Origin of the sequence: Pseudomonas sp. LTR0 (genome assembly GCF_036630035.1) — a bacterium.
Lineage (GTDB): Bacteria > Pseudomonadota > Gammaproteobacteria > Pseudomonadales > Pseudomonadaceae > Aquipseudomonas > Aquipseudomonas putida_Y.
Map to the genome: position 1 here is coordinate 378,878 of NZ_CP123734.1, position 26,498 is coordinate 405,375.

Here is a 26,498-nt window from a genome sequence, read left to right on the forward strand (position 1 = left end):
TCACAGACTGTTTTACAACTCGATGCTCATGCCATCGAAGGCAACTTCGACGCCCCGGCGCAGGACTTCGGCGCGCTCGGGGGAGTTTTCATCGAGAATCGGGTTGGTGTTGTTGATGTGGATAAGCACTTTGCGCTGGCGCGGGAAACCGTCCAGCACTTCGAGCATGCCGCCCGGGCCGTTCTGCGCCAAGTGGCCCATCTCGCGGCCGGTGCGGGTGCCGACACCGCGGCGCTGCATTTCGTCGTCTTCCCACAGGGTGCCGTCGACCAGCAGGCAGTCGGCACCGTGCATCATCGCCAGCAGCTTTTCGTCTACCTGGCCCAGGCCCGGGGCGTAGAACAGCTTGCCGCCGGTGCGGGTGTCTTCGACCATCAAACCAAGGTTATCGCCCGGGTGCGGGTCGAAGCGGTGTGGCGAATAAGGCGGCGCGGCGCTGCGCAGGGGGAAGGGGGTGAACTTGAGGTTGGGGCAGGCGTCGATCACGAAGCTGCCTTCCAGCTCGATACGGTTCCACTGCAGGCCACCGTTCCAGTGGCTGAGCATGTTGAACAGCGGGAAACCGGTGGTCAGGTCCTGGTGGACCATGTCCGTGCACCACACCTGATGCGGGCAGCCTTCGCGCAGGCTGAGCAGGCCGGTGGTGTGGTCGATCTGGCTGTCCAGCAGGACGATGGCGTTGATGCCGGTGTCGCGCAGGGCCCGGGCCGGCTGCATCGGCGCAAAGGCCTGCAGTTGGGCGCGGATGTCGGGCGAGGCATTGCACAGTATCCAGTGCACACCGTCGTCGGACAGGGCGATGGATGACTGGGTGCGCGCCGTGGCTTGCAGGGTGCCATCACGGTAGCCCTTGCAGTTGACGCAGTTGCAGTTCCACTGCGGGAACCCGCCACCGGCGGCGGAGCCGAGAACCTGGATGTACATGGCCACTCTCTATGCAGAAACCGGATCGGAAAAAACGAAAACGCCCCGGCAGGCCGAGGCGTGAAACCCTAAACCTGGCTTAGCGGTTAGCGAAGTACATGGTAACTTCGAAGCCGATACGCAGGTCAGTGTATGCAGGTTTGGTCCACATGGAATTACTCCTTCCGAATGAGGGTTGGGTTGTTCAGCTACTACTTGGGTACCGCCATGCGCTGGCAGTTCCCTGAAACCGAGATTGCGCTATCTTACAAGAAAAATTTGAACCGGAAGGTTAATTATTCGAGAAGCGCCGTTGCAGTTCGCGTAATAATCATCGTTTTTCACCCTGCCAGGAAGTGTCTGGCGCGGCAGCGTTGGCCAAACATAGCCAAGCGAAACCTGGGGCGAGCAGGTCGCTCAGCAGGTGGTCCAGATCCGTCTGCCGCGTAGTCAGGATAGACCTGCGCAGCACATCCAGCTTATCGGGTTGTGTGGCCAAGTGTGTCTGCCACGCCCATTCGGCGACATCGGCATTGGCCATGGCGGGCTCGTCGAATTGCCCAGCCAATGCCTGGCGAGCGGCCGGGTCAAGGGTGACGCCATGGCGCAGCAGGCCGAGCAGGTGGTTGAGCACCTGTGCCGGACCGGTGTGGGGAGACTGCACGCCGAACAGCAGCCCACCAACACCCTCGACCTGACGAAAGGCGCTGAACACCGCATAGCCGAGTTGCAATTCTACCCGCAGGCGTTGGTACACCGGTCCTTGCAGCAACTGGGCTAACAGACGGCCTGCGGCTTCTTTGGCCGCAGGCAACGGGTAGAACAGCAGCAGGGCATGTTCGCTGCCTGGCACTTGGGCATGCTGCCAGCGGTGGTTTGCCCATGTAGGCAGGGGGGCAGGCCGCGAGCCTTGCCCAGGGCACTGCTGCAGCGCAGTGCCCAAGGCGTTTAGCGCGGTATCCTCGAAGCCAGTAGCCATGCCATGCCACTCGGTGTGCAGCCACAGGCTGTCGAGTTGCTGCTGGTTCAGCGTGTCGGCGGGCACCGCTGCGGGCAGGCTACCCCGTACCGCGTCTGGCAGTTGCTTGAGCAGGGCCCTGATGGGGATCAGGGCAGGGGGCTGCGCCGTGCAGGGCAGCCAGCAACTGGCAGGTGGCTTGAGCATCAATGCCAAGGCTTGTTCCACTGCCCGCAGCACTGCTGCTGGCAGGCCGGCGCAGCGCAACTGCCAGTATTCTCCGGCGCTGCTGTACTGCAGTTGCACGGAGGCGCGGTCACAGCGTTCCTGCAGTGGTACCAGGGCCAGTTCCAGCACACGCTGTAGCTGCTGGCGCAAAGGCGAAGGTACATGCCAGCGCAGGTACAGCGCAGCGTATTGGCGCGCCGGCGGGAGCTGGTCACTGATCTTCAGCGCTGCCGGCAGCGGCTGCGCCTTGGCATGGCGCAGGTCAGCCTTCAGCAATGGGTCGACTGGCAAGCGCTGCCAATTGCCATGGTCGCTACCTGGCAGGCTTTCCAGCAGGGCGCCAAGCGCCTGCAACCCCTGGGCATCCAGCTTGGCGAACGGCTGGCCTGTGCTGTCCCGGCGGGCCAGTTCGAGTGCGCTGGCACTTTGCGCACGGCTGCACTGCAGCAAGCCGAATTGGTGGTTCAACTGGTCTCGGTCGGCCTGGCGGATGAACCTGAACCAACCTTGCAGCAGGGCGCAGGTTTCGTCCGGGCAAGCGTCGGCACTTAGCTTCAGGTCAAGGTGCCACAGCAGCTGACCGGCAAACGCGTACAGCTTTTCGGCCGTGAAGCTTTGTAGCCAGCCACGCTCGCGAAGCGCGCCCAGCCAGGTACCTGGGCGGCTGTCCTCCAGGTAAGCGATCAGCAGTTCCAAGGCGTGCTCGGCCCCGCTGGGGAGGCCTTGGTGAGTGAAGGTCAGAGCGTTAGCCAGTGCGGGCAGTGGCGGCGGCAGCGCTCGCGGCACGCGCTCACCTGCGGCGAACAGTTCGGCGTGCTGCCGGGCAAGGCGTTCAAGTTCATCCAGCGGCTGTGGCCCGCAAAGGCTCAAGCAGATCTGGCCGCCTTGGTAGAAGCGCTGATGAAAGCCCGCAAGCGCTTGCTGGAAAGCTGCGTCGTGCAAGGCCAGGGTGTATCGATTGCCAGCATGAAAAGCGCCCAGTGGATGCTTGTCTGAGACTGACTGCAGCAGGGCGAACTGCTGTTGGGCTGATGGATTGCGCGACCAGGCGATGAATTCGGCGTGGATCACTTCGCGTTCACGGCGTTGGCGTTCGATACCCAGATCCGGTTCTGACAGCATTTGGCACAGGCGCTCGAGACCGCCATCGAGCGCGTTGGGTGGCACCTCGAAGAAAAAGTCGGTGGCGCGTTCGCGGGTGCTGGCGTTGACCTGTCCGCCCACGGCTTGTACGTAGCGCATCAGGCCGTCTTCCAGCGGGAAGCGCGGTGTACCGAGGAAGAACAGGTGTTCGAGGAAGTGCGCCAGACCGGGCCATCTGGCAGCTGCGTCGTGGCTGCCCGCATGCACCCGCAGTGCGGCGGCCGAGCGTTTGAGGCGCGGGGCGTGGCGCAGGGTCAACTGCAAGCCGTTGGCGAGGGTGAGTTGGCGAGTGGTGTCAGACATGGGGGCTCCGGTGGCGGCTTTCCATGCTAACCGATTTGTTTGCAGGCTCGGCCTATTCGCGGGGTATGGCGCCGGTATGAAAGGCAGCGCAGATCCCGTGGGAGCGGGCGTGCCCGCGAATGGGCCGCATAGCGGCCCCTGTCAGCCTTTACGCAGGTGCAGCTCCTGGCGCAAATCGGTCAGGTAGGGAAACGCCGTGCGTCCCAGCACCACCCGCTCATGTTCCAGCTCTGCCAACAACTGGCACTCATCCCACCCGGCCATGGCCAGCAAGCTGCCATCCGGGCCGATGATGCTGCTCTGCCCGCAATACTGGATCTCGTCTTCCGCACCGCAGTAGTTGGCATACACCAGATAGCACTGGTTTTCCTGCGCCCGGGCTCTCACAGTCACCTGGCAGGTAAAGTCGTACGGCGTCATGTTCGCCGTCGGCACCAGGATCAGCTCGGCGCCATCCAGCGCCAGGCGCCGGGCGTTCTCCGGGAACTCGATGTCGTAGCAGATCAGCAGGCCAACCTTCCAGCCTTCCAGTTCCACCACCGGGAAATAGTCGGCGCCTGGGCTGAACATCGAACGGTCCAGTTCACCGAACAGGTGGGTCTTGCGGTAATTGCTCAGGCTGCGGCCATGCGCATCGATCAACTGCACGCTGTTGTAGATCGCCCCGTCATCGCCGCGCTCAGGGTAGCCATAGACAATGGCGATGCGGTGCGCCTGGGCGATCTCCACCACGGTCATGGCTGCCGGGCCATCGGCGGCCTCGGCCAGGCGCTCGACCTGGGCCAGGCCGATGTTGTAGCCGGTCAGGAACATCTCCGGGCAAACCAGCAACTGCGCGCCGCGTTCGGCTGCCAACTGCGCCTGGTGACGCAGCCGTTGCAGGCTGCCGGGCACATCCAGTGGCTTGGGTGCACCTTGGTACAGAGCGATGCGCATGGTGCCTCCTTGTCTCAATCCGCCAGGGCGATCGGGCCGATTTCGTTGAACACATCGCCTGGGCCGGGGTTGTCGGGGTGGGTGTGGCCACCAAAGTGGTTCATGATACCCCACACCGCATTCAGCGACGTCTGCACCGCGCCTTCAACCCAGGCGGGGGTCCATGACACGTCGTCACCGGCAATGAAGATACCGCGCTGCTCCGCCGGCATGTCCTGCTGCATGAAGTGCGCATACATGCGCTGGTTGTAGCGGTAATGGCCCGGCAGCGCGCCTTTGAAGGCACCGAGGAAGTACGGGTCGGCCTCCCAGGAAACCGTGATCGGGTCGCCGATGATATGGCCGGCGATATCGGTCTTTGGGTAGATCTTCTTCAGCGCATCCAGGGCCAGTTGTACACGCTTCTCCACCGGGTGCGGCAGCATCTTCAGCGCGTCGCTCATCCACGAGTACGACAGGCAGATCACCCCGGGCTTGTCGTTGCCGTTGTCGAACAGGTAAGTGCCGCGGGTGAGGCGGTCGGTGAGGGTCATGCTCAACAGGTCACGGCCGGTTTCCGGGTCCTTGTCCTTCCAGAACGGGCGGTCGACCATGACGAAGGTTTTCGACGACTGCATGTAGCGGGTACGGTCCAGGGCCATCCACATCTTTTGCGAGAACAGCGATTCCTCGCAGTCGATCTGGGTGGTCAGCAACCAGGTCTGGCAGGTGGCGAGTACTGCGCTGTAGTGGCGGGTATCGCCCCAGTTGTCGGTGACCGCCAGGCGGCCATCGGCGGCGCGGGCAATGCGCTTGACCCCGGTACGTGGTGCGCCGCCATGCAGCGTGCTCAGGCTGGTGCCCTCCGGCCAATGCACGCAGCGTTCCGGTACGTGGCGCCAGATGCCTTGTGGCACTTGTTCCACGCCCCCGACCACCAGGTGCTGATGGTCGTCGCAGTTGGTCATCACCACGCGGAAGATTTCCAGCATCGAGTTGGGGAAGTCCGAGTCCCAACCGCCGGTGCCGAAACCGACCTGACCGAACACTTCGCGGTGCTGGAAGCTCAGCTTGGCGAACGAGCGCGAGGTGGCGACGAAGTCGTAGAAGGTGCGGTCGTCCCACAGCGGCACCAGCTTGTTCCAGAGTTCCTTCAGGCGCGGTACATCACGGTCGCGGATGGCCTGCTGGATATCGGCGAACTGGGCGCCGCTCTCCAGCGCATCGGCCCAGGCGTCGGCTACCTCATGAAACAGTTGTGGCAGGTCGGTGGGTTTCTCGGCGTAGTAGGTCTGGCCTTCCAGGTCGATAACTGTGCTGCCCGAGGCCGGGGTCAGCGGGTTGGGGAAGGGCTTGGTTTCCAGGCCCAGCTTGTCGACGTAGTGGTAGAAGGCGGTGGACGACACCGGGAAGCGCATGCCACCCAGCTCGGCAACGATCCCGTCAGTGCCATTGAAGGCTTGCGAGCGCAGCCGGCCGCCTAGCTTGGACGCCTCGTACACCACCGGCTTGAGGCCCAGCTTCATTAGCTCGTAGGCCGCTACCAGGCCGGCGATACCGGCACCGACAATGGCTACCTCTTCCCCATGGCGCTCAGCTGGAATGCTGCCCAGGCCTGCCGGGTGTTCCAGCCAGTCGTCGAAAGCAAAAGGGAAGTCCGGGCCGAAAATGGTGATCGGCTTCTTGCCGTCGGCGGGGTGGCGGTTCTTCTTGTTCATGAAATGACCTTGCCAGAGAGGCTGCGCGAGGAGCGGAGCCTGAGTATAGGAGATGCCTGGAGGTCATTTTAGGGCGTGGGGTGTTCGTTATTAAGGTTTAGAGTGTTGTCTTAATGTAGTTTATTTCGTCGAAATTATAATAGTGAGGTTGTTTATGACGACGTGCTTGTCTTGGGCTTTGGGGGGCTGTGAGATCGAGCGCCGCCCGCGCGGCGCATCGCGAGCTGCGCTCGCTCCTACGTTTGTTTCGGGCCAGGTACGCCTGTGACAGGCGCGCGCGACCGCCTTGTTTGTACGACGCGATATCGCGCCATGCACCGAGGGGATCGCGCGCAATTCCCTCAGGAATAATTGGCCCGAAACAAACGTAGGAGCGAGCGCAGCTCGCGATGCGCCGCGCGGGCGGCGCTCGATTTCTGCAACACCATAAAACCCAAGGCAAACACACCCGGCCATTGCGCAACGTTATGCCAGGCGGTGTAGCCTTGAGGGTATGGCGGTAGAGGTGCGCCGCCTGGGAGACCGAGCGCCGCCTTTATGGCGGTAGAGGTGCGTCGCCTGTGAGATCGAGCGCCGCCTGTATGGCGGTAGAGGTGCGTCGCCTGTGAGATCGAGCGCCGCCCGCGCGGCGCATCGCGAGCTGCGCTCGCTCCTACGTTTGTTTCGGGCCAGTTATTCCTGGGGGAATTGCGCGCGATCCCCTTGGCGCATGGCGCGATATCGCGTCGTACAAACAAGGCGGTCGCGCGCGGCTGTCACAGGCGTCACTGGCCTGAAACAAACGTAGGAGCGAGCGCAGCTCGCGATGCGCCGCGCGATCTCACAGCCCCCCCAAAGCTCAAGACAAGCCCTTCGACGAGCAGGAGGCCTGATTGATCAGAGCGGCTGACCGCGGTCCACCTTGCTGCTGAGAATGATCGACGTGGTGGTCTTCTCCACCCCGTCGACACTGCCGATCTGGTCGAGTAATTGGTCCAGTTGTTCAGGCGAGTCCGTACGCAACCAGGCCACATAGTCGAACTCGCCGCTTACCGCACACAACTGCTGCACCTGGCCCATGGCACTCAGGCGCCGCACCACGTCCTTGCCGGAGCGTGGCTGCACCTTGATCCCCACGTACGCTTGCAGCCCACCGCCTATCACACCCTGGCCCAGGCGTACGCCATAGCCGGAGATAACCTTGTTTTTCTCCAGCCGCTCCAGGCGCGAATTGACGGTGGTGCGGGCGATACCCAACTGGCGGGCGAGGGTGGCGACGCTTTCGCGGGCGTTGATCTGCAGCAGGGCGATCAGCTGGCGATCGATTTCATCCAGCGTGATGGAGCGGGAATCCGACATGGCGAGTCTCTACGGTTGGCCCGCTAGCCTAGCCAGCCTGTGCCAATCAGGGCAAGGCCAGGTGCAGTCGATCACCGTTGACGGCGTCGGCTTGGCACTTTGGGTGAGAAGGGCCGTGCATGTCCGAAGGCTGCGTCTTCGGCACTAATTCGGCATGATGAAGCGCTAGTCCCACGGAAATCTCAGCGTGAACCTCGACCACCTGCTCGAATGCTGGCGACTGGAAGTCTCCAACAAGAAAAGACCCGGACGCCCTATCAGCCTGCTGTTCAACGTGCTGCGCCGCGCACGCAAGGACAACAAACTGCGTTTCCTTTTCGCCTATCGCTTGGCCCAGTACCTCGACGCCCGCGGCGGCCTGGCCCGGCGCCACGCCAGGCGCATGCAGCAGCGGCTCAACCTCAAGTATGGGGTGGACATCGACATCGGCGCCCAGATCGCCCCCGGCCTGCGCATCGCACACCTGCCGGGGGTGGTGGTTACCCGGCATGTAAGCATCGGGCGCAACTTCTTCATCCGGCAGAACTGCTCGATCGGCATCAAGACCCTGGGGTTGCAGGAGTACGCACTGCGCATTGGCGACAACGTGAGCATGGGGGCCAACAGTTGCATCGTTGCTGATCGCATCGACATTGGCGATGACGTGGTGATTGGCGCGATGTCGTTGGTTACGCGGGATATTCCGCCTGGCATGACCTTCTACAACCCACGGCAGGTCGAGATGCGTCCTGGAGGGGGTTAACCAACAGCGGTACATTTGTGGACGTTGGCAGAGGGGGTGGTGGAGCAGGCTGGGAGGGTTCTTATGGGTTTGCCCATGGTTGATGGCCATCGCCCGATGGACTGGATCGTGCAGTGGTGCGGCCTTCTTCGTTTATCCCCAGGCGCCGCGCAAGTGATAAGCGCGCCGAACGAATACGCAAAGGCTTGAGGCAGTTGGCTCTGTAGCCAGCTTCCTGGCGTCCGTTGTCACGGGGCAGGCCCAGGTTCATTCATGGGCTTGCTCATCTGTGAGCCGATTAGCGAGCATATTCGGCTCATTTTGTGAGCTGATAATGGCGCCTATTCGGCTCATTGTCTGATCCTCAAGCTAGGGTGTTTGGCTTGAAGTATCGATAGGGCACCTTTCCGCGATTATCGGCGTGCTGGGTGATCGGCTTCTTGGTGGGCTGATTTCGCTGAGATACCGTTTCAGCGCTACTTCCAAGGTCATGCGGCCGGCGCCGCTGCGCTGGATGTACACGCCCCCGAACATTTATTTCTTGCGGGCATGAAAAAGCCGCGCAATGCGCGGCTTGTAAGCTGGTGGGCCCACACGGACTCGAACCGTGGACCAAAGGATTATGAGTCCTCTGCTCTAACCAACTGAGCTATAGGCCCTCAGTAAGTGGGCGGATTATAACGAGGGTTTCGCACCTGTGCCATCTGAAAGATCCGATAGTGCTATGCGAAGAAACGCGGCCGCGAATTCCTCTGGCGGTAGAGGGAGGCTGACGATGTAGCCCTGGATCTGCTCGCAGCCCTCGGCCGCCAGAAAACGCTGCTGGGCCTGGTTCTCCACGCCTTCGGCAATAATGGTCAACTGCATGCTGCGGCCCAGGGCAATGATCGCCCGGGCGATGGCGGCGTCGTGTGGGTCGTCGGGCAGGCCGCGGATGAAGGACTTGTCGATCTTGAGGATGTCCAGCGGCAGGCGCTTCAGGTAGCTCAGCGACGAATAGCCGGTGCCAAAATCGTCGATGGCTAGCTGTACGCCGAGTTTCTTCAACTGGTACAGCACGGCCAGGGCCTCTTCTGCCTGGCTCATGATGAAGTTCTCGGTGATTTCCAGCTGCAGGTCACCGGCCCTCAGCTGGTAGTGCTTGAGCAGTTGTTCGATGCGCCGTGCCAGGTGTGGGTGGCGCAGCTGGGCGCCGGCAAGGTTGATCGACAGCGGGCCGAAGGGTTCATAGTGCTGCTTCCAGGCCTGCATCTGCCGGCAGGCTTGCTCCAGTACCCAGTCGCCGAGCTGCAGGATGGTGCCGTTCTCTTCCGCCAGGTGGATGAAGTGTTCCGGCGGTACCTCACCAAAGGTCGGGTGGCTCCAGCGGATCAGCGCTTCGGCACCCACCAGGCTCTGGGTCTTCAGGCTGAGCTTGGGCTGGAAGCACAGGCTCATTTCGTTGCGTTCGACGGCCCGGCGCAGCTCATGCTCCAGGGCGATGCGCTCGCTGGCCTGGGCGGTGAGGTCGCGGGTGTAGGCTTCGACGCGGTTGCGGCCTTTGGCTTTGGAGCGGTACATGGCAGCGTCGGCGTTGCGGATCAGTGTGGAGACGTCAGTGCCATCCTGTGGGTAAAGACTGATGCCGATGCTGGCGCTGGTGAAAAACTCGTGCTCGCCGGCCTGGAACGGTGCGTTGAAGCAGGCCAATAGCTTGTTGGCGATAGTGCTGGCGTCACTGGGCTTGTGCAGGCCGGGCAGCAGAATGATGAATTCGTCGCCACCCAGGCGGGCTACGGTGTCAACGTCGCGTACCTGTTCTTTCAGGCGCTGGGCGATGCCCTTGAGCAGCAGGTCGCCGACCGGGTGGCCAAGGCTGTCGTTGATATGCTTGAAGCGGTCGAGGTCCAGGAACAGCACTGCGCCCTGGCGGTTGGACACTTGCGCGCAGGTGAGCACACCCTGTAGCCGGTTTTCGAACAGGGTGCGATTGGGCAGGCCGGTCAGCGGGTCGTGGTGGGCCTGATAGTCGAGTTTGGCCTGGGCGTGCTTGATGCTGGAGATGTCAGCAAAAACCGCCACGAAGTGAGTGACCTCGCGGTCGCTGTTGCGCACGGCGCTGATGGTCAGCCAGCTTGGGTAAAGCTCGCCGTTCTTGCGCTTGTTGTAGATTTCGCCCTGCCAGTGGCCCTCGTCTGTAAGCTGGTGCCACATGGCCAGATAGAAAGCGCTGTCGTGCTGGCCCGAGGCGAGCAGGCGCGGAGTCTGGCCGAGGGCCTCGATCTCGCTGTAGCCGGTGATCTCGCTGAAGGCGCGGTTGACGGCACTGATGCGCTGGTCAATGTCGGTGATCAGCACGCCTTCGGCGGTGTTCTCGAACACGGTGGCGGCCAGCTGCAGTTTTTCTTGCATCAGGTGACGCTCGGTGATGTCGCGGGCGATGGTCAGCATGCAGTCGACGCCGGTAATCGGCAGGGGGCGGGCGGACAGCTCGCAAAGGCGGATCTGCCCGTCGCTGCGACGGATATGGCAGGTGAAGTCGCGCACGAAGCCGTCGCGGTTGAGCTGGTCAACCAGGTGTTTGCGCTCGTTGAGGTCGACCCAGATACCCAGGTCTAGCGAGGTCTGGTCGATGGTTGGGTTGAGGGCGTAGCCGGTGAGGCGACAGAAGCCCTCGTTCACCTCCAGCAGCAACCCGTCGCTCTGGCGCGATAGCAGCAGGCCGTCGGGCGAGGCGTGGAAGGCCTTTGCGAACTTTTCTTCTGAAGTTTGCAGCTGCTGCTGGGTCTCCTTCAGCTGGCTGATGTCGCGTACTGCCACAACTAGCGCGGGTGTGCCGTCCAGTTCGAAGGTTTCGGCCGAAGTCAGGCCGGTGAACAGTTGGCCGTTGCTGCGGCGGAAGCTCATTTCCAGGTTGCGGATACCACCTTGGTGCAACCTTTCAAGCAGGAGCGGGCCACTGCCTTCTACGCCCCAAAGGCCAAGGTCGGTGGCGGTGCGGCCAATGACCTGGTCTGGCGGCAGGCCGATCTGCTCTTCGAAAGCCTCGTTCACCTCCAGCAGGCAGCCATCGCTGTGGCGCGCGATCAGCAATATATCGGGACACTGCTGGAATACCGAGGCGAACTTCTGTTCGGACAGGCGCAGGGCGTCCTCAGTGCGCTTGGTTTCGCTGATGTCGATCATCAGCCCGCGCATCACGGGCTGGTGGCCGTGTTCGATCATGCTGACGATGTTGCGTACCCAGAGGGGCTGGCCATCAGCCCGGATCACTCGGTAGTCCAGGCTGTGGTCGCGCCCCGCTGCGGTCTCGCTGTCGCAGTAGGCCTGTGCCCAGAGCGCGTCCTCCGGATGCAGGATGCTGCGCCAGAAACCGGGCCTGAGCCAGTCACTCAATGGGTAGCCGAGCAGGTCTTCGGCATGGGGTGAAACGTAGCTGTAGGTGAAGTCGTTGGCATCGGCTTCCCAGGCGATGGCTGACAGGCTCTCGACCAGGCCGCGATAGTGGTATTCGCTGCTGCGCAGCTCTTGCTCCAGGGCGATGCGCCGGGAAATTTCCGAGCTGAGTCGGCGGTTGATGCGAATGACCACTGCCAGCACAGCCATCAGCAACAGCACCGCTGGCAGGCCATACACCAGCAGGTCGGACCAGAACATCCGCTGGTCGACTACATTGCCCACCCAGTGCTGCTGGATCTGGCTGATTTCGCTGCTGCTCATGTCGGCCATCACTTTATCGAGAATGCCGACCAGCACGCTCTTGTCGCGGGGGACGGCCATCGCCAGCTGATAACGGTAGGGCGTTTCGCCGCTGACGTAGAGGCCTTCGAGCTTGAGTTGGCGCAGGCTCCAGATACTGGAAGCGAGGTCACCGACCACGGCATCCACCTGGTCGGTCGCCAGTGCTTGCAGCGTGGAGCTGACGTTTGGCAGGGCAACCAGGTTGAGGTCCGGGTGGTGGGTACGCAGCAACTCGTGCGGGGCGTAGTTTTCTACTACGGCGATTTTCAAGCCGTACAGGTCAGCCAGCTTTCGCGGTTGTGCGCCGCCTTTGTGCGCGAGGATGACAATGGGGAAGTCGAGGTACGGGCGAGTGAAGGCCAGGAAGCCCTGGCGTTCCGGGGTGGACATGATGCCGGGCAGCAGGTCGATACGGCTTTCCCGCGCCTGCGCCAGCACCTCGGTCCAACTGCTGGGCTCGACCGGTTTGAACGTCACACCCAGGCGCTGCTGGATCATGGCAATGTAGTCGGCGGCCAATCCCTGGTAACGGCCCTCCTGGTCGCGAAACTCGAACGGTGGCCAAGAGGCGTCTACGCCCAGGTTGAGCTGCGGGTGGGCAGCCAGCCAGGTTTTCTCCTCGTCTGTCAGGGTCAGGGCGCCGGCCGTTGTGTTCCACAGAATCAGGATCAGCAACAGAATGGCCGGCTTCAAGGACATGGCAGCCTCGCACTCAGGTGGTCTGAAGTCGAGTGTAGACGGGCATTGCTGCAGGCGTGCAACGGAAGGGGGGCTTTATGTGGCGGGCCACTAAAGAAAAACCCCGGCCTGGGCCGGGGTTTTGTCATCACTCGTCGAGGAAGGAGCGCAGGTGCTCGCTGCGGGTCGGGTGGCGCAGTTTGCGCAACGCCTTCGCTTCGATCTGACGGATCCGCTCACGCGTTACGTCAAACTGCTTGCCCACCTCTTCGAGGGTGTGGTCGGTGTTCATGTCGATACCGAAACGCATGCGCAGCACCTTGGCTTCGCGTGCAGTCAGGCCCGAGAGCACGTCACGGGTGGCTTCCTTGAGGCTTTCGACCGTGGCCACGTCGATCGGGGACTGCATGGTCGAGTCCTCGATGAAGTCGCCCAGGTGCGAATCTTCGTCGTCACCGATCGGGGTTTCCATGGAGATCGGCTCTTTGGCGATCTTCAGTACCTTGCGGATCTTGTCCTCAGGCATTTCCATGCGCTCGCCCAGCTCTTCCGGCGTCGGTTCACGACCCATTTCCTGCAGCATTTGGCGGGAAATACGGTTGAGCTTGTTGATCGTCTCGATCATGTGCACCGGAATCCGGATGGTGCGTGCCTGGTCGGCGATCGAACGGGTGATCGCCTGACGGATCCACCAGGTGGCATAGGTCGAGAACTTGTAGCCGCGACGGTATTCGAACTTGTCCACCGCTTTCATCAAGCCGATGTTGCCTTCCTGGATCAGATCGAGGAACTGCAGGCCACGGTTGGTGTACTTCTTGGCGATGGAAATCACCAGACGCAGGTTCGCCTCGACCATTTCTTTCTTGGCGCGGCGGGCCTTGGCTTCACCGATCGACATGCGACGGTTGATTTCCTTGATCTCGGCAACGGTCAGGCCGGTTTCGGTCTCAAGGTCGATCAGCTTCTGCTGGCAAGCGACGATGGCAGCGTTCTTTTCACCCAGGGCGGCAGCCCACTTGGTGTTGCGCTTGGCCAGGTCACCGCTCCAGGTCTGGTCGGTTTCGTTGCTTGGGAACATGCGCAGGAAGTCGGCTCGCGGCATGCGGGCGTCACGTACGCACAACTGCATGATGGCGCGTTCTTGCTGTCGCAGACGGCTCAGGGCGTCACGTACACGCTCGACCAGTACCTCGAACTGCTTCGGTACCAGCTTGATCGGCATGAACAGGTCGGCCAGGGCCTGCAGGGCCTCGATGCTTTCCTTGTGGCTACGACCATTCTTCTTCAGGACCTTGGAGGTTACCTGAAGCTGATCGGATACCGCACCGAAGCGCTGGGCCGCGACTACCGGGTCCGGGCCGCTTTCGGCCTCTTCCTCGTCGTCACCGCTTTCGGATTCTTCTTCGTCGTCGTCGGACTCTTCCTTCGCCGCAGCGGCCTTGGCGCCCGGGATCGGCACTTCTTCGGTTGGCGCGGCAATGTTGTCGTCAGGGTCGATGTAACCGCTGAGAACGTCCGACAGGCGGCCACCCTCGGTGGTGACGCGGTCATATTCGCCGAGAATGTAGTCGACAGTGCCCGGGAAGTGGGCGATAGCGCCCATGACTTCGCGAATGCCTTCCTCGATACGCTTGGCGATTTCGATCTCGCCTTCGCGGGTCAGCAGCTCGACAGTACCCATTTCGCGCATATACATGCGCACCGGGTCGGTCGTGCGGCCGATATCGGTTTCAACTGCCGCCAACGCAGCAGCGGCTTCTTCGGCCGCGGCTTCATCGGTGTCGGCTTCCGCCAACAGAAGGGCATCCGCATCCGGAGCACTCTCGAATACGTTGATCCCCATGTCGTTGATCATGCGGATGATGTCTTCCACCTGTTCCGGATCTGAAATATCCTCAGGCAGGTGGTCGTTGACCTCCGCGTAAGTCAGGTAGCCCTGCTCACGACCGCGGGTGATCAACTCTTTGATACGAGACTGCTGTTGCGCTTTTCCGGACATAACACCCTATCCACTGAAGGTCTTGGCGGGCAAAAAACAAGCCGAGGATTATACCCGAGCATGGGCCTCACGCGCCAGATGAGGTCGGCGTTTGTGCGGGAACATTTCGGCTCAGCAGGGCGAGGAGCTGGTTTTTTTCCTCGCTGGTCAATTCGCTTTGACGTGATTTCCTGAGCAGTTGTTCCAGGCTGCGCTCGCGTTGGCGGGCGGACAAGCTAGTTATAGTGTCGAAAAACTGTTGTTCAAGGTTGTCGGCTACGATAAGCCATTCCTTTTCCGCCAGGGCCCGCAGCAGGCGGCCTTGTTCGGTGCCGTGCCAACGTGCGATCAACTGCATTGAGCTTAGCCCAGGATTTTTCTGCGCGGCTTCGATCAACGCCACCAGCAGTTGGCTGTACAGGTGCTCTTCGTCGGCGAAGTGGCTGGCATCTTCCACCTTGCCGGCCAGCAGCGGGTGGTGCAGCAAGGTGCGCAGGGCGGCCAGGGTCGGTGGCTCGACCGGTGCTGGCACGCGCGGAGGTGCTTCGTCGCGTTGTTGCCAGGGCTTGCCGCCCTTGCGGTTCTTGTCCCAGGGTTTGTCGCTCCACGGCTTCTTGCTGCCACCCTTGCTGGGTTTCCACGCCTGCTCCTGATGAACGGGGGCAAAATCGTGCTGCGGCATGTCGCCGTAGTCGGGGGTGTAGCTGGCCATGGCGTCGTAGTCGTAGCCAGGGTCATAGTCCGGCATGCTGCTGGCCGCCGGGGCTTGTTGCGCCAGCTGCTCGACCTGCTGAGGGTCGAGGCCGGTGATTTCCTTCAGGCGGTTGCGCATCAGCTGACGCAGGTTGGCGCCGGGGATCTTTTCGATCAACGGTGCGGCCAAGGTCGCCATATGCGCCTTGCCTTCCAGCGAGCGCGGGTCGGCCTCGACGCCAAGTTGCTCGAAGAAGTAGTCGGCCAGCGGTTGGGCGTGCTGGTTGATACGGGCCATGAAAGCGTCGGTACCTTCGGCGCGCACCAGGCTGTCCGGGTCTTCGCCTTCGGGCAGGAACAGGAAGCGCGCGCGACGGCCGTCCTGCAGGTTCGACAATGTCGATTCCAGTGCGCGCCAGGCCGCCTTTCGCCCGGCCTGGTCGCCGTCAAAACAGAACAGCACGCTGGGCACCACGCGGAACAGGCGCTTGAGGTGCTCTTCGCTGGTGGCGGTGCCAAGGGTGGCCACGGCATTGCGCAGACCTTGCTGGGCCAGGGCAATGACGTCCATGTAGCCCTCGACGACGATGATCTCGTCAAGGTTGCGGTTGTGCTTGCGCGCCTCGTACAGCCCGTACAGTTCCTGCCCCTTGTGGAACACAGGTGTTTCCGGGGAGTTCAGGTACTTGGGCTTGTCGTCGCCGAGCACCCGGCCACCGAAGGCGATGATGCGCCCGCGGCTGTCACGTATCGGGAACATTACCCGGTCGCGGAAGCGGTCGTAGCGCTTGCCGCTCTCGGCGTTCTCGATCAGCAGGCCGGCATCGATCATCACCTTCTGCTGCAGGGTGTCGGCACCCAGGTGCTTGAGCAGGTTGTCCCAGCCGGGTGGGGCAAAGCCCAGGCCGAAGTCGCGGGCAATTTCCCCGGACAGGCCGCGGCCCTTGAGGTAGTCCACCGCTGCCTTGCGTGACGGGTGGCTGCGCAGAGCCTGGCGGTAAAACTCCGAGGCGGCGTCCAGTAGCGGGTACAGTGGCGAGTCAGTTGGCTGGCGCGGCTTCTGGTCGCGGCGGCCTTGCTCGCGGGGCACTTCCATGCCGGCGGCGCGGGCCAGTTCCTCGACGGCCTGGGGGAAGTCCAGGTTGTCGTGGTCCATGACAAAGCCCAAGGCGTTGCCACCGGCGCCACAGCCGAAGCAGTAGTAGAACTGCTTGTCGGGGCTGACCGTGAAGGACGGTGTTTTTTCTTTGTGGAACGGGCAGCAGGCGGAGTAGTTCTTGCCGGTTTTTTTCAGCTGGACGCGCGAACTTACCACGTCGACGATGTCGAGGCGGTTGATCAGGTCGTCAATGAAACTCTGGGGAATCAGCCCGGCCATGGCAGTCTCGTAATCTGGCAACTGGCAAGTCTAATCGCTCACGCGCCGAATGGGGCGAGTGCTGCTTGGGGAAGTGCGAGGGAATGTGCTCGTCGCCAGCCCCTAAGGGCTCGTCAGTCGGACGTGCACGTCTGGTCATACAGCAAGGAGGACCAGCTCTGACGTTTCAGGCAGGTTGCCCATGTGCAGTCCGCATGAAGCTTGTGCAGGGCCTTGAGCTAGCTGCTCAAGTTTGAAGCGACCACTGCCATCGCCCGGGGGTTAGCCGGGCAGGGCAGAAGCTTTGCGTTGAACGCCTGTATTAGTACAGACGAACGGCGCGGCGCTGTTCGCGCTGAACTTTCTTGGCGTGACGCTTAACAGCAGCAGCTGCTTTGCGCTTACGCTCTGCGGTCGGCTTCTCGTAAAACTCGCGGCTACGAACTTCAGCCAGTACACCGGCTTTTTCGCAGGAGCGCTTGAAACGACGCAGAGCTACGTCGAAGGGTTCGTTCTCTTTAACTTTGACGGCTGGCATCCAGGGCTACCTTAATTCATTACCGGGGTAGACGTGCTCCTGGCAAAACAAAGGTGTGCTGGAGAACGTCGGTTTTCAAGGGTTGCGGATGTTAACCCTTAGCAAGCCGGAATGCAAAGCCTCTGATCGAAAACCGCTGGTCGGCACCCGACACGGGGACTATCATGCGCGGCTTCGAATTCAGCCCCCACAAGGGACGAGCCCATGCTAGTACTGGGATTGGAAACATCCTGCGACGAAACTGGCGTCGCATTATACGACAGTGAACGCGGTTTGTTGGCCGACGCACTGTTCAGCCAGATCGACCTGCACCGCGTCTTCGGTGGCGTGGTGCCCGAGCTTGCCTCGCGTGATCACGTCAAGCGCATGCTGCCGCTCATCCGCCAGGTGCTGGACGAGGCAGGCTGCGTTGCCACCGAAATCGACGCCATCGCCTACACCGCGGGCCCCGGCCTGGTCGGCGCCTTGCTGGTGGGCGCTTCCTGCGCCCAGGCGCTGGCCTTTGCCTGGGACATCCCGGCGATCGGCGTGCACCACATGGAAGGCCACCTGCTGGCGCCCATGCTGGAAGAAAACCCGCCCGAGTTTCCGTTCGTCGCTTTGTTGGTTTCCGGTGGCCATACCCAGCTGGTCCGGGTCGATGGCATCGGTCAGTACGAACTGTTGGGCGAGAGCCTGGACGACGCTGCCGGTGAAGCGTTCGACAAGACCGCCAAGCTGATCGGCCTCAATTATCCCGGTGGTCCGGAAATCGCGCGTCTGGCCGAACAGGGTGTGGCCGGGCGCTTCGTGTTCCCGCGGCCAATGACCGATCGGCCAGGCCTGGAATTCAGCTTCAGTGGCCTCAAGACCTTCGCCCTGAACACCTGGCAGCAATGCAAGAATGCTGGCGACGACAGTGAGCAAACCCGTTGCGACCTGTCTCTGGCATTCCAGCAGGCGGTGGTGGAGACTTTGACCATCAAGTGCAAGCGGGCGCTCAAGCAGACCGGCCTCAAGCGCCTGGTCATCGCGGGTGGCGTGAGTGCCAACAAGGCCCTGCGCGCGTCCCTGGAGGACATGCTCGGTAGCATCAAGGGCAACGTGTACTACGCGCGCCCACAATTCTGTACCGACAATGGTGCGATGATCGCCTACGCCGGTTGCCAGCGCCTGTTGGCCGGGCAGCAGCAAGACCTGGCGATCAGCGTGCAGGCACGCTGGCCGATGGAGCAGTTGCCGCCGCTGTAAGGTAGGGCGTCGAAGGTTCAGAAGTGCCGTTCGCGCCCTGCAAACAAGTCGCGCAGGTTGTTGCGGTGGCGCCACACGATCATCAAAGTCAGTACGCTGATCGGCAGCAGGGCCTCGGGCTCGCGCCAGGCCAGCAATGGCAGGGTGAGTGGCGTGGCAATCAGTGCCGCCAGTGAGCTGGTGCGCGTGAGGTAGAAGGTCAGCAGCCAGGCGCCGATGGCCAGCAGCGCGGCCGGGAAATACAGGCCCATGAGCATGCCGGCAGCCGTCGCCACACCCTTGCCGCCCTTGAAGCGGAAGTACAGGGGGAACAGGTGGCCCAGCACCGCGCATATGCCCACCCAGGCCTGCGCGTGCAGGTCCAGCCCGGCAGCGCGGGCGAGCAATACCGGCAAAAGGCCCTTGCACAGGTCGCCAAGCAGGGTCAGGATCGCCAGTTTACGGCCTGCCAGGCGTAGCATGTTGGTGGCGCCGGCATTGCCTGAACCGCTGGAACGCGGGTCCGGGCTGCCCGAAAGGCGGCTGAGAACAATGGCGAAGGACAGCGAGCCGAGCAGGTAGGCGAGCAACGCCAGTAACCAAAACATGCTAACTATTCCGGGCGAGGACGCCCTGATTCTAACGGCGCCAGTCGCCCTTGTCGTGCTGTGGAGAGAAGTGCTTGGACAGAGTGTTCATCGAAGGCCTGGAAGTCGATACCGTCATCGGTGCCTATGACTGGGAGCGGGATATTCGCCAGTGCTTGCGCCTGGACCTTAGCTTTGCCTGGGACAACCGCCCGGCTGCCGCCGGAGACGACCTGAACCTGGCGCTGGACTATGCCAGTGTGTCGGCGCGCATCCAGGCGTTTGCCGAACAGGCCCGTTTCGAGCTGGTTGAAACATTTGCCGAGCGCCTGGTGGCCACCTTGATGGACGAGTTCCACATCCCCTGGGTGCGGTTGAAGCTGACCAAGCCGGGCGCGGTGCCGGCGGCCCGTGGTGGTGTAGGCGTGGAGATCGAGCGCGGATGTCTTTGAGCACGGTTTACCTGGGCCTGGGCAGCAATATCGACCGTGAGGCGCATTTGTGCGCCGGGCTCGATGCGTTGGCTGGCATCCTGACCGACATGCGCTGTTCGCCGGCTTTCGAAAGCCAGGCGGTGGGCATCAAGAGCGGGCCGTTCATCAACTTCGTGGTGACCGGGCAAACCGCGTTGCCGTTGATCGAGCTGGACCGCCGGCTGAAGTTCATCGAGGCCGACAATGGCCGCTATGCACCGGACCGCAAAGGGTTGCCGCTGGATATCGACGTGCTGATGTATGGCGATTTGCACGGTACCTTCGATGGGCTGGTACTGCCCCGGGCCGAGATCCTGAAGAACGCCTTTGTGCTGTGGCCGCTTTCGTTGCTGGCGCCCGACCTGGTGCATCCAGGGGTGGGCAAGCGCATGGCGCAGCTGTGGCAGGAAGCGCAGATCGATCAGGTACTCGCCCCAGTCGCCTTTGAGTGGCGCGGGTTGCAGTTGACGCCCGCTTAAGCCTGTATCGGCCTCTTCGCGGGTAAACCCGCCCCTACACGGCCTGTGCCCAACCTCTGATGTGTGCCCCCTGTAGGAGCGAGTTTACCCGCGAATACGGTGGTGGCTGCGACGGTGAACAGCGGTCGGAAATTGGCCAGCAGGCCCGGCCCTTTCGCGGGTGAACCCGCTCCTACAGCGGCTTCAGCCGCGAAGAGGCCGGTAGGTCTAGCCGCGCTGGTAAGCCTCGAGTGCTTTCAGCCGTTCACCTTTGAGTGCTTCGCCCAGTACCTGACCCGTCAGCCCGGCTTGCACCAACGGCTTCACATCCACCGCTCGCGCCGCCGCTGCTGCGCCTCGCAGGTAATCGGCCTGTGGATAACCCTGCTCGCCATCGCCCAACGCCGCCATTTCGCAAACGACCACAAAATCCTCGAACCGCTGCGGCCGTCGGTAGACATCGAACTTCTGCAACAGCTCCAGCAGTGCCGTGGCCGGCAGGTCGAGCGCCTGATTGCCCTGCGCCAGGCACTCCCCTGTCAGCATGGCCAGTTCCTGGCATTCACGCGGTGCCTTCAGGCGCTGGTTGACGGTTTTGATCGATGTCGGTGCCAGCCCGCGCAACAGGCAGGCCCAGCGCACGTGCAGCGGTTGTTCGTGCGCCGCCGCCTGCTCCAGCGCCGACAGTGTCCGGGAGCCGTCATCGAGCTCAGGCAGCAGCTCCTGCAGGGCCCCGCACGCGCTCAGCACCTTGAAGAATACCTGTGGTTGCACTTCCATCAGCGCGCGCTCGATTTCCTTCCAGCTGCGCTCAGCAGTGAGTGCCTGCAGTTCGCCCGAGGCGCTGATCTGGCGCATCAGCGTCAAGGTTTCATCGGCAACCCGGAAACCCAGTGGCGCATAGCGGGCAGCAAAGCGGGCAACACGCAGCACGCGTAGAGGATCTTCGGCGAATGCCGGGGAAACATGGCGTAGCAGGCGTTGATCCAGATCTTTCTTGCCTTGGTAGGGGTCGTATAGCGTGCCGGCTTCATCCTCGGCCATCGCATTTATGGTCAGGTCGCGACGGATCAGGTCCTCTTCCAGGGTTACGTCGGGGCTGGCGTGAAAAGTGAACCCGCCGTAGCCTCGCCCACTCTTGCGCTCGGTGCGCGCCAGGGCGTATTCCTCGCCGGTTTTCGGGTGCAGGAACACCGGGAAATCGGCGCCCACCGGCCGATAGCCCTTGGCGAGCATTTCTTCGACTGTGGCGCCCACCACCAGCCAGTCGATATCGCTGACAGGGCGGCCGAGCAGGCGGTCGCGCACGGCGCCGCCAACTTTGTAGATGTGCATGTGCAGCTCTCCATAACTGCCGACAGGATAACCCGTCGGCGGTCATGGAGTTGCATCAGAGGTGGTGGATAACGGCCAGGTCCATGCGGCCGTAGTCGGCGCTTTCGCTATGCTCGCCGCGCGGCGGCATGTGGTGAGTACTCATCACTTGCTCGCCTTGCACGGTCTCCAGGTGGATATCGAAGCCCCACAGGCGATGCAGGTGCTTGAGCACTTCGTCGGTCGAGTCCCCCAGCGGTTTGCGGTTGTGTTGCTGGTGTCGCAGGGTCAGTGAGCGGTCTCCGCGGCGGTCGACGCTCCAGATCTGTACGTTCGGTTCACGGTTGCCCAGGTTGTACTGCGCTGCCAGTTGCTCCCGAATCACCCGGTAGCCGGCCTCATCATGGATGGCAGGCACCAGCAGGTCGTCGCGCTGGTCGTCATCGAGGATGCTGAACAACTTGAGGTCGCGCATCACCTTGGGCGACAGGTACTGCAGGATGAAGCTCTCGTCCTTGAAGCTGCTCATGGCGAACTTGATGGTAGAAAGCCAGTCGCTGCCGGCAATTTCGGGGAACCAGTGGCGATCTTCTTCGGTGGGGTTTTCGCACATGCGGCGGATGTCGGTGTACATCGCAAAGCCCAGCGCGTAGGGGTTGATGCCGCTGTAGTACGGGCTGTCGAAGCCGGGCTGGAACACCACGCTGGTGTGCGACTGCAAGAACTCCATCATGAAGCCTTCGGTAATCAGCCCCTCGTCGTACAGGTCGTTCATCAGGGTGTAGTGCCAGAAGGTTGCCCAACCTTCGTTCATCACCTGGGTCTGGCGCTGGGGGTAGAAGTACTGGGCGATCTTGCGCACGATGCGCACTACCTCACGTTGCCAGGGTTCAAGCAGCGGGGCGTTTTTTTCGATGAAATACAGGATGTTTTCCTGCGGTTCGGCGGGGAAGCGCCCCTCATCGCGGTCGTTGCCCTTTTCGGCGTTCTTCGGAATTGTCCGCCAAAGGTCGTTGATCTGACGCTGAAGATGCTCTTCGCGCTCCTGTTGCCGGCGCCGCTCTTCTTCGGCAGAAATAGGATAGGGCCGCTTGTAGCGGTCGACACCGTAGTTCATCAGGGCATGGCAGGAGTCGATCAGGTCCTCCACTGCATCAATACCGTGGCGCTCTTCGCACTGGGCGATGTACTGCTTGGCGAACACCAGGTAGTCGATGATCGAACTGGCGTCAGTCCAGGTGCGGAACAGGTAATTGCCCTTGAAAAAGCTGTTATGGCCGTAGCAAGCGTGGGCAATCACCAGTGCCTGCATGCACATGGTGTTTTCTTCCATCAGGTAAGCGATACAAGGGTCGGAGTTGATCACGATCTCGTAGGCCAGGCCCATCTGGCCCCGGCTGTAGGACTTTTCCGTGCTGAGGAACTGCTTGCCGTAGGACCAGTGGTGGTAGCCCAGCGGCATGCCGACAGATGCGTAGGCGTCCATCATCTGTTCGGCAGTGATTACCTCGATCTGGTTGGGGTAGGTGTCCAGGGCGTAACGCTCGGCCAGACGGCTGATTTCCCGGTCGTAGGTCTGGATCAGCTCGAACGTCCACTCGGACCCAGTGGAAATGGGTTGGCGTCTCTGTGCTCTGGCGGTCATGTGGCTAACCTGCGCTGGAAGAGTTCACGGAAGACCGGGTAGATGTCGCCGGCCGATACCAGCTGCTGTTGGGCGAACGTGTCGGGGAAAGCATCGCCGATACGCTCGTACTCATACCACAGCGCCTGGTGTTCACGGGGGGTGATCTCAACGTAAGTGTAGTACTGCACATGCGGCATGATCTGTTTGGAGAGGATGTCGCGGCAGATCGGCGAGTCGTCGTTCCAGTTGTCGCCATCGGAAGCTTGCGCGGCATAAATATTCCAGTCGCTGGCCGGGTAGCGCTCGGCCATGATCTCCTGCATCAGCTTGAGGGCACTGGAAACGATGGTGCCGCCGGTTTCCCGCGAGTAGAAGAACTCTTCTTCATCGACTTCCCGGGCGCTGGTGTGGTGGCGAATGAAAACGACTTCGATGCGCTCGTAGTTACGCTTGAGGAACAGGTACAGCAGGATGAAGAAGCGCTTTGCGATGTCCTTGGTGGCCTGGGTCATCGAGCCGGATACGTCCATCAGGCAGAACATCACCGCCTTCGAGCTTGGGTTGGGTTGCTTGACCAGCAGGTTGTACTTGAGGTCGAAGGTGTCGAGGAAGGGCAGGCGGTTGATACGCGCTTTCAGGCGCTCGATTTCCTGTTCGATTTCCTGGATATCGGTGAAATTGTCCGGCTCTTCGACCCGCAGGCGGTCGAGTTCCTTTTGTGCTTCGCGCAGCAGGGCGCGGCTGCTGCCGGTCAGGGCGATACGCCGGGCATGGGCCGAGCGCAGGGTGCGCACGATGTTGATGCGTGACGGGTTGCCTTCGTTGGCGATGCCGGCCCGAACGGTCTTGAAGGTGTCGGCGCCAGTCAGGTGACGTTTGACCAGGTTGGGTAGCTCAAGGTCCTCGAACATGAATTCGAGAAATTCTTCCTGGGTGATCTGGAAGACGAACTCGTCCATGCCCTCGCCGGAATTGCCGGCCTTGCCGCGACCGCCACCACCTCCACCGCCTTGCGGCCGTGGGATGTGTTCACCTGCCGTGAATTCTTTGTTGCCAGGGTGCACGATGGTCTGTTTGCCCCCACGACCATGATGCAAGACCGGTTCGTCGATGTCGCGTCCGGGAATACTGATCTGCTCGCCGTGTTCCATATCCATGATGGAACGGCGGCTCACCGCCTCTTCGACGGCCTTTTTGATATGTTCGCGGTACCGCCGCAGGAAGCGCTGGCGGTTGACCGTGCTCTTGTTCTTGCCGTTCAGGCGTCGGTCTATAACGTAGCTCATGGTCCCTCCGGTGACTGGATGCAGCTGCAACCCACAAGCTGCAAGCCACAAGCTTCAAGCTGCAAGAAAGAGCAGCCACCGCCGCTGCAAGCTGTGACGCGGGCGGCAATGCCAACGCCAGGCAGCTTGCAGCTTGCGGCTCGTAGCTTGCCGCTTTATTGCGATTTCCTGACCCGCAGGTACCATTCCGACAGCAGGCGCACCTGTTTGTCGGTATAGCCACGCTCCACCATCCGGGTGACGAAGTCGTTGTGTTTCTTCTGGTCCTCTTTGCTGGCCTTGGCGTTGAAGCTGATGACGGGCAGCAGGTCTTCGGTGTTGGAGAACATTTTCTTCTCGATCACGACCCGCAGCTTTTCATAACTCAGCCAGCTTGGATTCTTGCCATTGTTGTTGGCGCGTGCGCGCAGTACGAAGTTGACGATCTCGTTGCGGAAGTCTTTCGGGTTGCTGATACCTGCCGGTTTCTCGATCTTCTCCAGTTCTTCGTTGAGCGCAATGCGGTTAAGAATTTCGCCGGTTTCCGGGTCGCGGTATTCCTGATCCTGGATCCAGAAGTCTGCGTACAGCACGTAGCGGTCGAAGATGTTCTGGCCGTATTCGCTGTAGGACTCGAGGTAGGCGGTCTGGATTTCCTTGCCGATAAACTCGATGTAGCGCGGCGCCAGGTATTCCTTCAGGTAGCGCAGATAGCGTTCGCGCACTTCAGCCGGGAACTGTTCCTGTTCGATCTGCTGTTCGAGCACATACAGCAGGTGCACCGGGTTGGCGGCAATTTCGTGTGGGTCGAAGTTGAACACCTTGGACAGGATCTTGAAGGCAAAGCGAGTCGAGAGGCCGTTCATGCCTTCGTCGACACCCGCGGCGTCCCGGTATTCCTGAATCGACTTGGCCTTTGGATCGGTGTCCTTGAGGTTTTCCCCGTCGTAAACGCGCATCTTGGAATAGATATTGGAGTTCTCTGGCTCTTTCAGGCGCGAAAGCACAGTGAACTGAGCCAACATCTTGAGCGTGTCTGGCGCACAGTGGGCCTTGGACAGCGAGCTGTTGATCAGCAACTTGTCGTAGATCTTGATTTCATCGCTGACCCGCAGGCAGTACGGCACCTTGACGATATAGATCCTGTCGATGAACGCTTCGTTGTTCTTGTTGTTGCGGAAGGTGTGCCACTCCGATTCGTTGGAGTGCGCCAACAGAATACCGGTATAGGGGATCGCCCCAAGGCCTTCGGTACTGTTGTAGTTGCCTTCCTGAGTGGCGGTGAGCAAGGGGTGCAGGACCTTGATCGGCGCCTTGAACATTTCGACGAATTCCATCAGGCCCTGGTTGGCCCGGCACAGCGCGCCCGAGTAGCTATAAGCATCGGCGTCGTTCTGTGGGTATTCCTCAAGTTTGCGGATATCGACCTTGCCGACCAGGGCAGAAATGTCCTGGTTGTTTTCATCGCCGGGTTCGGTCTTGGCAATGGCGATCTGGTTAAGAATCGACGGGTACAGCTTCACCACCTTGAACTTGGAGATGTCACCGCCAAATTCCTGCAGGCGCTTGGTGGCCCAAGGCGACATGATGGTGTTGAGGTAGCGCCGTGGGATACCGAACTCTTCCTCGAGAATGGCCCCATCTTCGGTGGCATTGAACAAGCCCAGAGGTGACTCGAATACCGGCGAGCCCTTGATCGCGTAGAACGGTACCTTTTCCATCAGCTGCTTGAGTTTTTCCGCCAGCGAGGACTTGCCGCCGCCTACCGGGCCCAGCAGATAGAGGATCTGTTTCTTCTCTTCCAGGCCTTGGGCGGCGTGGCGGAAGTACGACACGATCTGGTCGATGCACTCTTCCATGCCATGGAAGTCGGCAAAGGCCGGATAGCGGCGGATAACCTTGTTGGAGAAGATGCGCGACAGCCTGGAGTTGGTAGAGGTGTCGATCAGCTCTGGCTCACCGATGGCCAGCAACAGCCGTTCGGCCGCCGATGCGTAGGCACTGCGATCCTCTTTGCACAGCTCGAGGTACTCCTGCAGCGAGAGTTCTTCCTGGCGCGTAGACTCGAAACGTTGTTGGAAGTGGCTAAAAATACTCATGACGTCACCTCGCTCGATACGTGGAGACGACGCCGGATCAGTCAGCTGATGCTGGCATGCAACCGGGTTGGCCGATTGCTGTATACCCCCCAGAACACCCTGTAACGCTACCGATGACCCGCACGCCGGTGTACCGGCTCTCCCCTTTTTGGATGGCCTGAGCTTAAGCGTAGTTGGTTATCTGCAAGATCAAGGGGCGAGAAAGGCAGAAGTGACGAACGACCGTTCGTCAGATAAGCCGCAAGCCCGCGCGGGGCACGGGCTGCAGGGGAAAA

19 protein-coding genes, 1 tRNA gene and 1 pseudogene are annotated in these 26,498 nt (G+C 61.5%); 4 read left to right on the plus strand and 17 right to left on the minus strand.

Annotation, left to right across the window (positions count from 1 at the left end):
* Nucleotides 1-12: 12 nt before the first annotated feature.
* The 6 genes from pqqB to QCL51_RS01730 form a co-directional block, all read right to left on the minus strand.
* Nucleotides 13-924, minus strand: a complete 912-nt coding sequence (gene pqqB / locus QCL51_RS01705) for a pyrroloquinoline quinone biosynthesis protein PqqB (protein WP_021782697.1) — start codon at nucleotides 922-924, stop codon at nucleotides 13-15.
* Nucleotides 925-1,003: 79 nt separating this feature from the next.
* Complete coding sequence (gene pqqA / locus QCL51_RS01710) at nucleotides 1,004-1,075, minus strand: pyrroloquinoline quinone precursor peptide PqqA (protein WP_003243383.1); 72 nt, start codon at nucleotides 1,073-1,075, stop codon at nucleotides 1,004-1,006.
* 159 nt (nucleotides 1,076-1,234) lie between these two features.
* Entirely contained in the window at nucleotides 1,235-3,535 is a 2,301-nt protein-coding gene (gene pqqF / locus QCL51_RS01715) for a pyrroloquinoline quinone biosynthesis protein PqqF (RefSeq protein WP_135192456.1), read from the minus strand.
* Between the two features lie 141 nt (nucleotides 3,536-3,676).
* Nucleotides 3,677-4,471, minus strand: a complete 795-nt coding sequence (locus QCL51_RS01720; RefSeq protein ID WP_338444572.1) for a carbon-nitrogen hydrolase family protein — start codon at nucleotides 4,469-4,471, stop codon at nucleotides 3,677-3,679.
* A 14-nt stretch (nucleotides 4,472-4,485) separates the two neighbouring features.
* The gene (locus tag QCL51_RS01725) at nucleotides 4,486-6,168 is read right to left on the minus strand and encodes an NAD(P)/FAD-dependent oxidoreductase (protein WP_003255585.1); all 1,683 of its coding nucleotides are present in this window, start codon (nucleotides 6,166-6,168) and stop codon (nucleotides 4,486-4,488) included.
* A gap of 876 nt (nucleotides 6,169-7,044) precedes the next feature.
* Complete coding sequence (locus tag QCL51_RS01730) at nucleotides 7,045-7,506, minus strand: Lrp/AsnC family transcriptional regulator (RefSeq protein ID WP_021782700.1); 462 nt, start codon at nucleotides 7,504-7,506, stop codon at nucleotides 7,045-7,047.
* Between the two features lie 187 nt (nucleotides 7,507-7,693).
* On the opposite strand from QCL51_RS01730, the gene QCL51_RS01735 reads away from it, so the two are divergent.
* Nucleotides 7,694-8,248, plus strand: a complete 555-nt coding sequence (locus tag QCL51_RS01735) for a serine acetyltransferase (protein WP_021782701.1) — start codon at nucleotides 7,694-7,696, stop codon at nucleotides 8,246-8,248.
* Between the two features lie 399 nt (nucleotides 8,249-8,647).
* On the opposite strand, the pseudogene QCL51_RS01740 reads toward QCL51_RS01735, so the two are convergent.
* The 6 genes and pseudogenes from QCL51_RS01740 to rpsU form a co-directional block, all read right to left on the minus strand.
* Nucleotides 8,648-8,752, minus strand: a pseudogene (locus tag QCL51_RS01740) (integrase); the annotation flags it as partial.
* 57 nt (nucleotides 8,753-8,809) lie between these two features.
* Nucleotides 8,810-8,886, minus strand: a tRNA-Ile gene (locus QCL51_RS01745).
* 16 nt (nucleotides 8,887-8,902) lie between these two features.
* Nucleotides 8,903-12,646: a bifunctional diguanylate cyclase/phosphodiesterase gene (locus tag QCL51_RS01750; protein ID WP_021782702.1), complete on the minus strand. Its 3,744-nt coding sequence runs from the start codon at nucleotides 12,644-12,646 to the stop codon at nucleotides 8,903-8,905.
* 127 nt (nucleotides 12,647-12,773) lie between these two features.
* On the minus strand, nucleotides 12,774-14,624 hold the full coding sequence (rpoD, locus tag QCL51_RS01755) for an RNA polymerase sigma factor RpoD (RefSeq protein WP_021782703.1): 1,851 nt from the start codon (nucleotides 14,622-14,624) through the stop codon (nucleotides 12,774-12,776).
* 67 nt (nucleotides 14,625-14,691) lie between these two features.
* Nucleotides 14,692-16,674: a DNA primase gene (gene dnaG / locus QCL51_RS01760; RefSeq protein WP_021782704.1), complete on the minus strand. Its 1,983-nt coding sequence runs from the start codon at nucleotides 16,672-16,674 to the stop codon at nucleotides 14,692-14,694.
* A 301-nt stretch (nucleotides 16,675-16,975) separates the two neighbouring features.
* Nucleotides 16,976-17,191, minus strand: coding sequence for a 30S ribosomal protein S21 (gene rpsU / locus QCL51_RS01765; protein WP_003255575.1), 216 nt, complete (start codon nucleotides 17,189-17,191; stop codon nucleotides 16,976-16,978).
* Nucleotides 17,192-17,395: 204 nt separating this feature from the next.
* On the opposite strand from rpsU, the gene tsaD reads away from it, so the two are divergent.
* On the plus strand, nucleotides 17,396-18,421 hold the full coding sequence (tsaD, locus tag QCL51_RS01770) for a tRNA (adenosine(37)-N6)-threonylcarbamoyltransferase complex transferase subunit TsaD (RefSeq protein ID WP_021782705.1): 1,026 nt from the start codon (nucleotides 17,396-17,398) through the stop codon (nucleotides 18,419-18,421).
* 17 nt (nucleotides 18,422-18,438) lie between these two features.
* Here the strand turns inward: tsaD and plsY are convergent, their stop codons facing one another.
* Nucleotides 18,439-19,008: a glycerol-3-phosphate 1-O-acyltransferase PlsY gene (gene plsY, locus QCL51_RS01775; RefSeq protein WP_021782706.1), complete on the minus strand. Its 570-nt coding sequence runs from the start codon at nucleotides 19,006-19,008 to the stop codon at nucleotides 18,439-18,441.
* A gap of 74 nt (nucleotides 19,009-19,082) precedes the next feature.
* Between plsY and folB the strand changes: the two genes are divergently transcribed.
* Nucleotides 19,083-19,439, plus strand: coding sequence for a dihydroneopterin aldolase (gene folB / locus QCL51_RS01780; protein WP_004576188.1), 357 nt, complete (start codon nucleotides 19,083-19,085; stop codon nucleotides 19,437-19,439).
* Complete coding sequence (folK, locus tag QCL51_RS01785) at nucleotides 19,430-19,939, plus strand: 2-amino-4-hydroxy-6-hydroxymethyldihydropteridine diphosphokinase (RefSeq protein WP_209968398.1); 510 nt, start codon at nucleotides 19,430-19,432, stop codon at nucleotides 19,937-19,939. Before folB ends, folK begins: the two co-directional genes overlap by 10 nt.
* 207 nt (nucleotides 19,940-20,146) lie before the next feature.
* On the opposite strand, the gene QCL51_RS01790 is transcribed toward folK, so the two are convergent.
* From QCL51_RS01790 to QCL51_RS01805, 4 genes are all read right to left on the minus strand, one after another.
* A complete protein-coding gene (locus tag QCL51_RS01790) occupies nucleotides 20,147-21,253 on the minus strand; it encodes a multifunctional CCA addition/repair protein (RefSeq protein WP_319298235.1) in 1,107 nt (368 codons plus the stop codon).
* A 55-nt stretch (nucleotides 21,254-21,308) separates the two neighbouring features.
* Nucleotides 21,309-22,877 carry a SpoVR family protein gene (locus QCL51_RS01795; RefSeq protein ID WP_010951740.1) on the minus strand — a complete coding sequence of 523 codons (1,569 nt, stop codon included), beginning with the start codon at nucleotides 22,875-22,877 and terminating at the stop codon, nucleotides 21,309-21,311.
* A complete protein-coding gene (locus QCL51_RS01800; protein ID WP_021782709.1) occupies nucleotides 22,874-24,145 on the minus strand; it encodes a YeaH/YhbH family protein in 1,272 nt (423 codons plus the stop codon). Before QCL51_RS01800 ends, QCL51_RS01795 begins: the two co-directional genes overlap by 4 nt.
* A gap of 155 nt (nucleotides 24,146-24,300) precedes the next feature.
* Nucleotides 24,301-26,223, minus strand: coding sequence for a PrkA family serine protein kinase (locus QCL51_RS01805; RefSeq protein ID WP_021782710.1), 1,923 nt, complete (start codon nucleotides 26,221-26,223; stop codon nucleotides 24,301-24,303).
* Between the last annotated feature and the right edge of the window lie 275 nt (nucleotides 26,224-26,498).